This window comes from Fructilactobacillus sp. X2R5C2, assembly GCF_059901375.1.
The window spans coordinates 107,417-120,596 of record NZ_JBWXUX010000004.1; the positions used below are offsets into that span (position 1 = coordinate 107,417).

A 13,180-nucleotide genomic window follows, 5' to 3' on the forward strand; every position below is an offset into this window, starting at 1 on the left:
CCTCGCCTCCACTACTTGTTGTAATCAGTGACCTTGATTTGATCGCCATCAACGCTCATCTTAGTAATACTTCCGTTTGCAGGACGCTTGGTCATGTCATATTGACCGTCAGAAAAACGTTCTACCAGACTAAGAAGGGTGTTGCCGTGACTTATCAGCAAAGCATTGTCACCATCTTTAATCTTTTTATCATGAGTAATCATTGAAAGACCTTGGTCGAGACGTTTCCAATAGTCTTCCGCATTTTCAGCCATATGAAATGGATCAGCCTCTTTCATATAGTCCTTGGCGGTATTGATATTATACTTGGTAACGATGTCCTTAAAAGTGGGAACCCCGTGAGGTGCACCAGCTTCGTACCAAGCCTCATCCATATTCAGTCCTTCAAAGTAACCATAAAATTGTTCACGAAAATCAGGAGATACAACCGGCTCATTGATATCCGATGCTGAATTACCATTTAAGATAATTTTAGCGGTGTCTTCTGCCCGAGTGGTGTCACTGCAGTAGGCTTGCACAAATTTAATGTTAGATAAACGCTTAGCGGTATCTTTTGCGCCAGAAATACCCTTAGTGGTCAATGGTGAGTTACTCCATCCCTGCAACTTATTGAAAATATTAAAATATGTCTGTCCGTGTCGGACAACATACAAAGTAAATTTTGCCATAGTGTCTCCTCCTTCATTCACCCCTTAAGTATATCACTTGTGAGCTTTAACTTTTCTCTAAGATTCCTATCGATCCTACCCAAATTTAAGAAATCTGATAAGATAGAGGTTGGACTTAAAAAGGGGACTTTATACCTTGAAAACGATTAAGAAAATTCTGTCCAAATGCAATACTAGAATTGGATTTTTTATCTTATTAGTAGTGCTTTTTTGGGCTAAAACTATATACGCATACTTTACTGATTTTAATCTAGGAGTCGACAGCGGTTTTCAACTGTTTCTCCTCCTAATTAATCCCATTGCAACCGCTGTACTCATGTTGGGTCTGGCTCTCTACTTAAAGCCAGCCAAACTTTTTTATCCAGCCATTTTATTTCTGGATTTCCTAAATACGGTACTCTTATACCTCAACGTCATTTATTTCCGAGAATTTACCGACTTCATGACGGTTTCCACCATGACTGGTTACTCCAAGGTCAACCAGGGATTAAGCGGGAGCTCATTAGCGCTTACCTCACCCCATGATGTTTTTTACTGGGTTGACATTATAGCTGTCATCTTACTTTTGTTATTCCGGGTAATCAAAATCGATAAGCGGCCACTGAAAGCCAGCGTTGGTTTCGCGGTTTTCTCCTTAGGATCATTGATGCTGGTTGGAAACATCACCCTGGCCGACATGGATCGACCCCAGTTGCTTACCAGAACGTTTGACCGAACTTACATTGTTAAGTACCTAGGTTTGGATTCATTTACCGTCTATGACGGTATTAAGTCCCAACAGACTAACAACATGCGAGCCAACGCCAACAAGTCTGACCTAACGGGAATTCTCAAGTTTAATAAAGAACATTATGCAGCTCCCAATAAGAAAATGTATGGGATGGCTAAGGGTAAAAACGTCATCATCATTCATCTAGAAAGTTTTCAACAGTTCACAATTGATAAAAAAATTAACGGACAGGAAGTAACTCCTTTCCTTAACAAGCTGTATCACAGTAAGTCAACCTATTCATTTGATAACTTCTTCCATCAAGTAGGACAAGGAAAGACTTCAGATGCCGAAAATATGCTCGAAACCAGTACCTATGGATTGCCACAGGGATCCCTTTTCGCCCAACTTGGAAGTGACAACACCTTCCAGGGTGCTCCTGCCATTCTGGGTCAAAAAGGATACACGTCTGCCGTCTTCCATGGAAACGTTGCTAGCTTCTGGAACCGGAATAACACGTATAAGAACTTGGGTTACGACTACTTCTTTGATGCGAGCTACTATGACACTTCCGGTGATAAGTCCACCGGATATGGATTAAAGGATAAGTTACTCTTTAGAGATTCAACGAAGTACCTCCAACACTTACAACAACCGTTCTACGCTAAGTACATTACGGTTACTAATCACTTCCCTTATCAGCTTGACGATGAGGATCAAAAGGATTCTGACTTTAAGGCTCCAGACACCAATGATCAAGCCGTCAACAACTACTTTGTAACGGCTCACTATCTGGACCAATCAGTTCAGGAATTATACGCCTACCTTAATAAGGCCGGCCTCCTTAAGAATTCCGTCATCGTTCTGTATGGAGATCACTACGGGTTATCCAATTCTGAAAACACGAGTTTAGCTCCGCTGCTTGGCAAGGATCCAAATAACTGGAACGATTTTGACAACGCTCAACTCCAACGAGTGCCATTTATGATTAACATGCAGGGAATTAAGAATGGCCACGTTGACCACACTTACGGAGGCGAAATTGACGTTCTCCCTACCCTCATGCACTTGCTTGGGATCAGTTCCAAAAAGTACATTCAGTTTGGAACTGATCTCTTCTCCAAACATCATGATCAGGTAGTGGCCTTCAGAAATCGCGACTGGGTTTCTCCTGAATATACTTCCGTTAACGGGACCGTCTATGACAACAAGACTCAGAAAGTGATCCGCCCTGATAAGAAATTGAAACAGAAGTTTGAGAAAACCCAAAATAAAGTGAACGAGGAACTCTCATTGTCAGACACTTTAAACGAACAAAATCTTCTTCGTTTTTACCATCCCAAGGGCTTCAAACCAGTCAATCCTCAGAAGTACAACTACGCTAATAGTTTAGATCATGAGGAAAATATCGAGAAGAAGCTGGGTAAGGCTTCAACTAGTCTTTACTCTAAGAATCATGATAAAAGCACCACGAAGTTGTACCATACTGATGCACCAGAAATTTATCATGGCTCAACTGATTCTAATCGGATTCAGATCACTAATCCTGATTCAAACAAAGAATAATCCAAAACCACATCATCTGATGTGGTTTTTTTAATGATCATCAACGCTTTAAACGTGTGCTATAATGCGGTCAATACTGGAAATGGAGGCTTTACAATGACCCAATATACAGTTACCCAAAGAGCTAAACAATATAAACAACCACGGGGAGGATTTATTCCCGTCGCAAGCCTGAACACTAAGCAATTTAAAGACGATGAATTTCTACCGATTGCTTCCGAAAACATCACCCCGAGCTTCATGGGTCTAGTAGTCGATTACCTGACCCGATTCGAAGTTACTGGAGACGTCGTGGGTTCCTTCGGCATTCCTGAGATTGGTGCACATAACGTTGATCTCCTGGCAGCCCAAAAGACCGGCCATCCTTACAATGGTAATATGAAACGTTTTAAGGAACTAACAAGTCAAATTAAGGGCTTGGATGATCAGAGCATTCAATGTGCCATTCAGCTGGTTAACTACGACATTGCCTATCGAATGGATCCTGCCTACTACGTTCCCCGCCCCAAGTACCAAGCAAACCAAGTGACCTTGGAGCACATCCAAAAAATGGTTAAACGTGGAGCGCAATTTTTACACGCCGCTGCCAAGGGTGGCCCCATAATGGTGGATTTTGATTTTCCGGGTGCTTATACCGAGACGGTGGTTAATGGTGACGGTGACTACCTCACCAAAAATGGTCTCTGGGACTTCAAAGTTTCCAAGGCTAAACCCACCAACAAGTTTACCCTTCAGATCTTGATGTACTACATCATGGGGATGCACTCCGAAAATCAATCATATTTTGAAACGGTTAAACAGCTGGGGTTATTTTATCCCCGCCAAAATCTGCTGTACTGGATTAACGTTTCTGACATTTCCAAATCAACCATAGCAACGGTAACCAAAGATGTCATTGGATACTAAAAAAGCTTCTATCTAAATGGATAGAAGCTTTTTTGTTAATTCTGATTTGCAATGGCCTGAACAATTACCACGTGACCCTTCAATTCATAATCTTTAACTTGTACGGGTAAAATATAAGTATCACCCTTCTTAACTGGATATGCTGTCCCATTAACAACTAGGGTTCCATCGCCATCAACCACCACATTAACGGAATAGGTGGTTACGTCCTTAATTTTAGTGTCATTTTCCACAGCAATCTGATAGACGTTAAAGTATTTTGACTTTAGTAACCGTAGTCGATCGGGATTGTCAGGATCTGGAACCCGTTTGGTTTGATCCTTTGCGGGTAAAACGTTGGGAGTATTGGTAACCTTAATCGCATCGTCAATCTGGAGGGGCCGTTTTTTGCCAGTCTTCTGATTAACCCGATCAAAATCATAGAAGCGCAACGTATTGTCAGAATTCTGTTCGACTTCAAGTGCCACAATCCCCGCTCCAAGCGAATGAAGGGTACCAGCCGGAACGTAAATCATTTCACCGGGTTGGACGGTCTGCGTCTCTAAAATCCGATCAAGTTCATGATGTTTAATCGCATTCCGAATCTCATCCTTACTTGTTGCCGAATGACCATAGTAAACCTGCGAATCCAGTTTGGCATCCAAAATGTACCAACACTCGGTCTTTCCGTTTCTTTCATTAAAATACTTTTGAGCGTTCTGATCACTCGGATGAACTTGGATGGACAAGTTTTCCTTGGCATCCAGAATTTTGACAAGTAACGGAAAAGCGACGTGAGCCGGATGACCACCAAATAGTTCAGGATGTTTCTTCCAAATTTCTTTCAGAGTCTGTCCGTCGTACGGTTCGTTTTCGACTACCGACAGATCATTACCATAAGTGGACGCAATCCATGCTTCCCCAACATGATCACTATTTAGCTGATAATGATAGCGCCTCAGTTCGGTGCCACCCCACATTTTATCCTGTAAGACAGGTTTTAAAAATAACGGAATTACCTTGGTTGTCATGATTTCACTCCTTCAGTTAAGAAATTACAATCAACACCATCATAGCATCATGTTAACGTTTTCACAACATTACCAAGGTTAATTTCAACAAGTTCCTTAATTTATTTTCGATGTAATGAAGTACTGTGAACAGGACCCCTTCGATCAGGATAAATTTCCTTCATCAAAACATTAATAGCCGTTGGCGCCTCACCAAAGCCCGTTGCGATCAAGTCTTGCTTACCAGGATAAGTAATCTGATCCCCGATGGCAAATACTCGCGGCACACTCGTCTCAAACGTCTGGTTAACCTCGATTAAACGATGATCCAACGCTGGTTGAATCTGCCACTCTTTGAGTTGTCGATTATTAGAAATGAAGCCGTAGTTCACTACCAGGTCATCAACCATCATCGCCATCTCGTCGTCTTCCGTCTTGACTTTCTTGCTGGTGACTTTCAGTCGATTGTCAACTTCATCCAATCGTTTAATTAAATATGGCGTAACGACCTTAACTGATGACTCTTTTAAGCGATCCACCATGTATTCAAGACCACGAAATTCGTCACGACGATGAAGTAAGTACACCTTACTAGCAACCTTCTCCAGCATAAGTGCCATGTCAACGGCCGAATCACCGCCCCCAGCAACCATGACGTCTTGATCCTTAAACTGATTTAAATCATTGATACTATAAAAGAGGCGTTTCCCGGTCAATTCCTTGGCATTATCAGCCCGTAACTCACGTGGTTTAAAGGCCCCATTCCCGGTCGCAATTATCACGGCCTTACTTTTGGTGACCCCATGATTCGTCTCAATCTCAAAATAATCATCTTTTTTGACCACGTCAGTAACCTTGGTATCAACTTTCTGATCAACATCCATCGTATCTAGTTGTTTCTGAAGTCGGGTAATGAGTTCATCACCCGTGACCCCAACAAAACCCGCAACATCTAAAATGGTCTTTTCGGGGTACAGAGCTTTCACCTGTCCTCCAAGTTCAGGAAGACTTTCAATAATCTGGGTTTGGGCATCCCGTAACCCCGCGTAAAAGCCCGCAAACATGCCGACGGGGCCCCCGCCGATAATTGTAATGTCGTACATCTTTTCCATTTTTATCACTCTTTATCTAAATTTAACTTCAATCAAAGTTTACCATGCTAAATAGAAATAATGAAAATCAATCCATTTTCTGTCGCATTTTACTCAAGTTTAAAGTATTATAAAGTTGTACTGGAACTGAAGTTAGACAGGAGGACTTTAAATGAGTACCAGAAAAATGATTCTAGACCTCGACACTGGAATTGATGACTCAATGGCTTTAACCTATGCGGTTGGCGATCCAGCGATCGATTTAATTGGGGTTGTTGCTTCATACGGTAATATCGAAGCGGAACGAGCTGCGGTTAATACTTTAAAGATTTTAGACTTACTTGGTGCTTCAAGCGTTCCAGTCTTCATTGGAGAAACTCATCCCTTAAGTGAAGATTACGTGCGCATGCAGGTCAGTGCTGATATTCACGGTGAAAATGGGATTGGGGACGTTACCCTTCCCGATCCAAGTGGCGCCGTTCAAGACCAAAACGGAGTCGACTTCATGATCGAATCCGCCCAAAAATATGGCAACGATTTAACCATTGTCCCCACTGGTCCTCTTACTAACCTAGCCAAAGCGATCAAACAAGCTCCTAAGGCAATGGCAAAAGTTGGCAACGTTACCTTAATGGGTGGCGCTTTAACCGTCCCTGGGAACGTCACTCCGGTTGCCGAAGCCAACATAAATCAGGATGCCATTTCGGCTAACGAAGTCTTTACTAGTAACTTAAACATCAACATGGTGGGTCTTGATGTAACCCTTCGGACCCTTTTGACTAAGAAAGAAACCCAACAGTGGCGTGATTCTGGAACGACAGCTGGTAAAAAAATGGCTGATATCGTTGATTTCTACATCAATATCTACGCTGATATGTATCCAGAACTTGGTGGGTGCTCCTTACATGATCCACTAGCCGTTGGTGTGGCAGTTGATCCTAGTTTCGTCAAGTTCATTGATATGAACATGGTGGTCACCACCAAGCCTGACGCATACTACGCCCGCACAATTGGTGACAAGAATCGCTTAGACGATCCCAATACCAACGTTAAAGTGGCCGTGGCGGTTGATTCCAAACGGTACTTAAAAGAATTTATGAAGAATATGAATAACGCGTTTGCGACAATGTAAAATGGACTAAAAAATGAGCTAAACAATCGTTTAGCTCATTTTTATTGCATATGATGCCTATTTCACTTTAAAATACTTCTGCAAGAAAGCGGCTACCCCATCGTCATCATTCGACGTGGTTACGTCCGTTGCGATCTTCTTGATTGGTTCCTGGGCGTTGGCCATGGCAACTCCAACTTGCGCCTTCTTGATCATGCCAGCATCATTTTCGGCATCCCCAAACGCCATCAAGTTAGAAAAGTCATCACCATAATGACTCAGAAGGGCTCCCAGTCCATAAGCCTTATCAACGTTAGGAGCCAAAAACTCTAAGATTTTGGGCTGTGAACGCACGATATGATAATGGTCCCGAACGGTTGCTGGCATATCCTTGATGGCTCGATCCAACACGTCTGGTTCGGCCGCAATGACCGCCTTCGAATAACTTTCATCGGGCATTTCAGAAAACTTCGTTGGTACAAATTGCATATCAGCATTCAACATTTGTTGGTAAATGGATGGTTTGAGATCAGAAATGGGATAAACCTGAGTGAAATCCAGAATATCCAACGGAAAACCATTCTTTTTAGCATATTCATACAACGGTTTGAACGCATCCCGGTTCATTCCACGTTTAAACAACTCATGCTTATCGGTATTACGAACCACTAAACCACCATTAAAGGTAATGGTGTAGTCATCAGGATCATCAAGGCCCAGTTGTTTAATGTACTTCCAAATGGCATTGATCGGTCGTCCGGTACAAAGAACCACTTTAATACCCTGTTGATGTAGTTTTTTTAGTTCGGCTTCATTTACTTTACTGATCTTCTTATCACTGGTAAGCAACGTTTTGTCGAGATCGAGTGCGATCATTTTAATCATTTTAATCATTTTTATTCCTCGTTATTTTATTTATATTATTTATAAAAAAACGCCCAACTGGGCGTTTTCTTTGTTTAAGAAGTCAACTTTGACTCTAATTGTCTCAACTCTGCCTCACGAACATCGCGTGGTAAGAATCGTCTAATTTCTTCTTCGTTGTAACCAACCTCAAGTCGTTTGTCATCAAAGATAATCGGACGCTTGATTAGGTCGGGGTACTTAACTAATAGATCAACTAATTCTGTCAAAGATAAATCATCTAAGTTAAGATGAAGTTTCTTAAAAACGTTTGATCTTGTTGAAATAATATCTTCACTACCATTTTCCGTTAAACGAAGAATTTGTTTTACCTCGTCAGCGTTAAGTGGGTTAGAATTAATGTTTCGTTCCTTAAATGGGATATTATGATCTTTCAACCAAGCACGTGCTTTTCGACTTGATGCGCTGCTTGGTGCAACATATAAATTCAACATATAATAACCTCCTCATGTCTAACATTGAACATGATGCGTTTAAATAGGTACACGTGTACTTACTAAACAACTAAATTGTATCATATATCCCGACTTCGTCAACGGTCTTTTGAACTTAAATAAAGCCCGATTTCTAGGTTTTATTTACACTTTCGTTAATAAATATTATAATTTTATTATATAAAAGGGAGAGGCCAAACTATGAAACTCAAAATACTATGTACGAGCGATATTCACGGTTATTTAGCGCCAACAAATTACGTTAAACCAAATGAAAACATGCCCTTTGGTTTAGAAAAGGCAGCAACTACAATTAAGCAGGAACAAAAAGATTCCGACCACACTTTAATTTTAGATGATGGTGATTTTTTGGAGGGCTCGCCTCTTGCCTACTATTCGGCTGAAGTCGTTAAACATCCGAGTGCCAAACCCATTAATTCGGCATACGACACGATTAACTATGATTTTGGTTCCCTTGGAAATCACGAATTTAACTATGGTCAAGCTTACCTTAAAGACACCATTCAAAACACCAAGCGCCAGTTTGTGTGTGCCAACATTTTAAACGAAAATGGCGAACCAGCGTTTGGCAAACCATATGCCATAAAGGACTTTGGTGATCTAAAAGTCGGCGTACTAGGACTGACCACCCAGGCCATTAATCAATGGGAAAATAAGGCCAACGTCAAGGGACTTCAGTTCAAGTCAGGACTTGAGACCGCACAAAAATACGTTCCAATTATGAAAAAAGAGGCTGACATTATTGTCGTTCTGTATCATGGTGGCTTTGAACGCGATAAAGCGGGCAAACTCAGTGAAAAGTTTACCGGTGAAAATGAAAGTTACCAAATCTTAGAACAAGTTCCTGGAATCGATGCGCTAGTCACTGGTCATCAACATCGCAAGTTAGCCAATCATCTCTTCGGGGTCCCATACGTGCAACCTGGTCATCGCGGAAATTACGTGGGTAAGATCACTCTTGATATTGATGACGATAAAAAAGTTACCGACAGTGACGCTAAACTCATCTCAACAGCACAAAACAAACCCTATCAACCAACTAAGAATATTGTCGATCCCATTGATCAACAAGTTGAACGGTGGCTCTCAAAGCCACTTTCCAAAATTAACGGTAGTCTTCGTTACAAGGACCCGTTTAAAGTTCGGACCCAAGGTTCATCGTTCATCAACTTCATTCAAAGGGTACAAATGGAAACAATGGGGGTCGACATTTCGGCCACTGCCCTTTTCACCGATGAGGCCCATGGATTCGAAAATCCCATCACCATGCGTAACATCATTACCAATTATGTTTACCCGAATACCCTCGCCGTATTGAACATTACCGGTAAGGATCTAAAAGCCGCCCTTGAAAAGACGGCCGAATACTTCGCTTTAAAAGATAAACAGATCATTGTTAACCCAGCTTACAGTTATCCCAAACACAGGGATTACAACTATGACATGTACGCTGGCATTGATTACACCATCGACGTCTCCAAACCAGTTGGGTCACGAATCACGAATCTGACCTATCACGGTCGTCCCGTAAAAGATCAGCAACCACTTAAAATCGTCCTAAACGCGTATCGCGCTGTTGGTGGCGGTCATTACTCCATGTACGATGAAAGTAAGATTGTCTCTTACAACACCATTACCATGAGTAATCTCATTGCCAAGTATCTTCAAAGTCATCCAATCATCGATGCCAACAACCGCCAAAACTTTAAAGTTATTTCATAAAAAAATTCCTTATCACTTTAATTTACGTGATAAGGAATTTTTTTATCCAGCTTTTTTCTTTTTATTATTTTTAGGCTTACCGCCAACGTACTGAACCGCCTGAAGTTGTCTAATCGTCGTCACTTTAATCTTACCAGGATACGTTAACTCATCCTCGATTTGATCTTTAACCTCATTGGTTAATTCGTCGCTGCCAGCATCGTCAACCTTTTTCGGGTCAACCATGATTCGGATCTCTCGACCAGCTTGAATGGCATAACTATCTTTAACCCCGGGATGTTCGTTCGCGATCTTTTCGAGACTCTTCAAACGATTAATGTACTCTTCCACGGATTCACTTCGGGCGCCCGGTCGAGCCCCTGACATCCCATCAGCCACTGCAACTAAGACGGCGTATGGATTATCAGGTTCAACGTCACCATGATGAGAAGCAATCGAATTAATCACAATGGGATCTTCATCATAGGCTTCGGTCAACTTCACACCAAGTTCAACGTGGGTTCCAGCAACCTCGCGATCAATCGCTTTTCCAATATCATGAAACAATCCGGCCCGCTTGGCCATTCGGACGTCTAACCCTAGTTCCGCAGCCATGACAGCTGATAGTTCCGCTACTTCAACGGAATGTTCAAGAACATTTTGGCCATAAGAGGTCCGAAACTTAAGGCGTCCGACCGTCTTCATCAGATCAGGATGGACCCAACCCAGGTGTAAGTGACTTACAGTCATCTCCCCGGTCTTTCGGAGTTCATCTAAAACATCCTGTTGTGTCTGATTGACTTCGTTTTCAATCACACCATTGTTCACCTGCTTGATAGCCAGTAAATCATTAATCGAATTCCTCGTAATTTCCCTTCGAACGGGATCATTAGTACTGATGATTAGAGTTTCTGGACTTTCAGGATCAAAGATTAAATCAACTCCAGTCAGAGTCTCAATCAAGCGTAATCGCTGATCATCTTTTCCAGCAATCTTGGCACGCATCCCCGCGTCTGGAATGATCACCGAACGTTCAATATGATCTCTTGGAACATCGATAGGACCACTTTGAACGGCCTCAATCATTAAATTCTGAGCCTGCTTGGCTGCATTTAACGTCACTAGGTCGTTATTTTCTTTCACAGTGGTATCAAAGTCTCGTTTTAAGTCAGCTTCAAGACTCGCCAAAACGAGCTGTTTAGCTTGATCCTCCGTCAGCTCACCACGTTCGTGGATGACCTGTCTTCGTTGTTCCTCAAGTTTAACAACATCATTGCGCGCTTTTTTTAAGTTTTCCACCAGCAAACCGTTATTATTCTTCTTGGTTGCTAACGCAGCTTCTGATTTATCTAATCGAGCAATGGAAGTTTCTAGGCTCTTTTCTCTGTGGTCAACTCGCACCGTCCGACTCTGATTCTCTTTTACCTGAGCGTTGAGCTCGCCCTCTTCTTCTTTTCGATACTGTTCAGCAGATGCTTTACTCTTACTTTCGAGCTTTCTTTTGGTATCATCGATCTTAACTTGGTTATCATCTTTGATCTTGTCAGCAGCATTTCTAGCCGTTGCAAGCCCCTTGTAAACGTGGTTTCTGCGAATATAATAACCGACTCCCGCACCACCAAGGATTGCGATAATAACCACAATGGAAGTTATCAATTGGACACTTCCTTTCTTTTCAATTCATTTTCATCTAATTAAATAATAACATTTAAATCTTTATTTTAAAATAAGTCACTCGTGCTTTTTGATGATATCATGAAGTATAATGGTATTAAGGAGTGATTCTATGTTTCCTGAAAGACTCAGAGCTTTACGAACCGGTCAGAAAATCACGCTAACTGACCTTGCAACTGGATTAAACACCATGTTTCCCACTGACAAAGAGCACGAGAATACGGCTTCCCAGATTGGTAACTGGGAACGTGGGATTCGTAATCCTTCTTATATTGAAGTGAAAAAGTTAGCCGAATTTTTTGGTGTGTCAATGGACTATCTAAGTGGTCGCGTTGATCATGAGGAGTCGGATCTTTCCAAGTTATTTATCTCCGGAAAGCAACTCTTCTTTAACGGTGAAGCCATCAATAATAACGATCGCTACGAGATCTTTCAGTTGATTAACGGGTATCTTCACGGGAAACAAAACCGCGGCGATGACCATGAAAATCAACAGGAATCGCTTGATTTACATTACTAAGGAAATTATATGGATAAACGCAAACTCATAAAAAAACTAAAAAAGAATCATCAATTAAAACGAGCCACACCGACTTACATCACTAACATGGAACACTATCGGGATGAATATCGGGAATATCCTGAGATTAAGTACCTGATTAACAACGTTCTGGCAGCTGACAAACTGCTCACCGCCGGTCGCTTGCCCCAGGATCTTCCCAAGATGATCCTACCTGATAACATTCAAGACCAGATTTACAAAAAAATTAACTCGAAGTACGAGATGGATGACTCCAAGGGCGATCAGGAATGGAACCGGCTATCGGCTGACCTTCCGGAACTCGACAAACAGCTTCGTGACTTCCGGGACTATCTTGAAAATCAGTTTGGCATGTGGGCCTACATTTCTTCATCATTTACGTATCACTTGGCCCAATACCTGAACGGACACCCTACTTTAGAAGTAATGGCTGGCAACGGCTACATCTCGAAGGGACTCCGTGATAATCACGCTGATGTGATCGCAACGGATAGCTTGGAATGGAAAAATGAGAACGAGACCGGTCGCCATCCGGTTACTAACGTTGAGCAATTATCAGCACTTGATGCCTTTCATAAGTATCAGGATCAGATTGACTACGTTATCATGTCATGGTCTCCTGATGGGATTCCCATTGATGACGAACTCTTACAGGCCATTCGTAAGGCCCCGCGTGACATTAAACTAATCGTAATTGGCGAAAAAGACGGAGCAACGGATTCGAAAGCGTTCTGGCAAGATGTTCATCTCTATGATGACGAAGGAATTAAGAATCTTAATCAGCATTATTCAAACTTTGATTTAATTCAAGATCACGTTTATTTAGCAAAATAAAAGAGCCTCCA

12 protein-coding genes are annotated in these 13,180 nt (G+C 41.9%); 6 read left to right on the plus strand and 6 right to left on the minus strand.

Translation table 11 applies throughout. The features are described from left to right. Nucleotides 1-11: 11 nt before the first annotated feature. The gene (locus tag AC6UD2_RS06070; RefSeq protein ID WP_010022960.1) at nt 12-668 is read right to left on the minus strand and encodes a histidine phosphatase family protein; all 657 of its coding nucleotides are present in this window, start codon (nt 666-668) and stop codon (nt 12-14) included. Between the two features lie 136 nt (nt 669-804). Between AC6UD2_RS06070 and AC6UD2_RS06075 the strand changes: the two genes are divergently transcribed. Next, nucleotides 805-2,943, plus strand: a complete 2,139-nt coding sequence (locus tag AC6UD2_RS06075; RefSeq protein ID WP_500698327.1) for an LTA synthase family protein — start codon at nt 805-807, stop codon at nt 2,941-2,943. 96 nt (nt 2,944-3,039) lie between these two features. Continuing rightward, nucleotides 3,040-3,849 (plus strand): hypothetical protein, encoded by an 810-nt coding sequence (locus tag AC6UD2_RS06080; RefSeq protein WP_500698328.1) that lies wholly within the window; start codon nt 3,040-3,042, stop codon nt 3,847-3,849. Between the two features lie 35 nt (nt 3,850-3,884). Here AC6UD2_RS06080 and AC6UD2_RS06085 read toward each other — a convergent pair whose 3' ends face one another. Then, the gene (locus AC6UD2_RS06085) at nt 3,885-4,859 is read right to left on the minus strand and encodes a type I phosphomannose isomerase catalytic subunit (protein WP_500698329.1); all 975 of its coding nucleotides are present in this window, start codon (nt 4,857-4,859) and stop codon (nt 3,885-3,887) included. A gap of 101 nt (nt 4,860-4,960) precedes the next feature. After that, nucleotides 4,961-5,950, minus strand: coding sequence for an NAD(P)/FAD-dependent oxidoreductase (locus AC6UD2_RS06090; RefSeq protein ID WP_500698330.1), 990 nt, complete (start codon nt 5,948-5,950; stop codon nt 4,961-4,963). A gap of 151 nt (nt 5,951-6,101) precedes the next feature. Between AC6UD2_RS06090 and AC6UD2_RS06095 the strand changes: the two genes are divergently transcribed. Beyond that, on the plus strand, nt 6,102-7,061 hold the full coding sequence (locus AC6UD2_RS06095) for a nucleoside hydrolase (protein ID WP_500698331.1): 960 nt from the start codon (nt 6,102-6,104) through the stop codon (nt 7,059-7,061). Between the two features lie 57 nt (nt 7,062-7,118). On the opposite strand, the gene AC6UD2_RS06100 is transcribed toward AC6UD2_RS06095, so the two are convergent. After that, the gene (locus AC6UD2_RS06100; protein ID WP_500698380.1) at nt 7,119-7,925 is read right to left on the minus strand and encodes a Cof-type HAD-IIB family hydrolase; all 807 of its coding nucleotides are present in this window, start codon (nt 7,923-7,925) and stop codon (nt 7,119-7,121) included. Between the two features lie 74 nt (nt 7,926-7,999). After that, nucleotides 8,000-8,398 (minus strand): transcriptional regulator Spx, encoded by a 399-nt coding sequence (spx, locus tag AC6UD2_RS06105; RefSeq protein WP_010022968.1) that lies wholly within the window; start codon nt 8,396-8,398, stop codon nt 8,000-8,002. 201 nt (nt 8,399-8,599) lie between these two features. On the opposite strand from spx, the gene AC6UD2_RS06110 reads away from it, so the two are divergent. Then, nucleotides 8,600-10,141, plus strand: a complete 1,542-nt coding sequence (locus tag AC6UD2_RS06110; protein ID WP_500698332.1) for a bifunctional metallophosphatase/5'-nucleotidase — start codon at nt 8,600-8,602, stop codon at nt 10,139-10,141. Nucleotides 10,142-10,183: 42 nt separating this feature from the next. Here AC6UD2_RS06110 and rny read toward each other — a convergent pair whose 3' ends face one another. Next, the gene (gene rny, locus AC6UD2_RS06115) at nt 10,184-11,776 is read right to left on the minus strand and encodes a ribonuclease Y (RefSeq protein ID WP_500698333.1); all 1,593 of its coding nucleotides are present in this window, start codon (nt 11,774-11,776) and stop codon (nt 10,184-10,186) included. Nucleotides 11,777-11,906: 130 nt separating this feature from the next. On the opposite strand from rny, the gene AC6UD2_RS06120 reads away from it, so the two are divergent. Together AC6UD2_RS06120 and AC6UD2_RS06125 are read left to right on the plus strand one after the other, a co-directional pair. Further along, nucleotides 11,907-12,314 carry a helix-turn-helix domain-containing protein gene (locus AC6UD2_RS06120; protein WP_010022974.1) on the plus strand — a complete coding sequence of 136 codons (408 nt, stop codon included), beginning with the start codon at nt 11,907-11,909 and terminating at the stop codon, nt 12,312-12,314. Nucleotides 12,315-12,323: 9 nt separating this feature from the next. Continuing rightward, nucleotides 12,324-13,169, plus strand: a complete 846-nt coding sequence (locus tag AC6UD2_RS06125) for an SAM-dependent methyltransferase (protein WP_500698334.1) — start codon at nt 12,324-12,326, stop codon at nt 13,167-13,169. Nucleotides 13,170-13,180 lie beyond the last annotated feature (11 nt).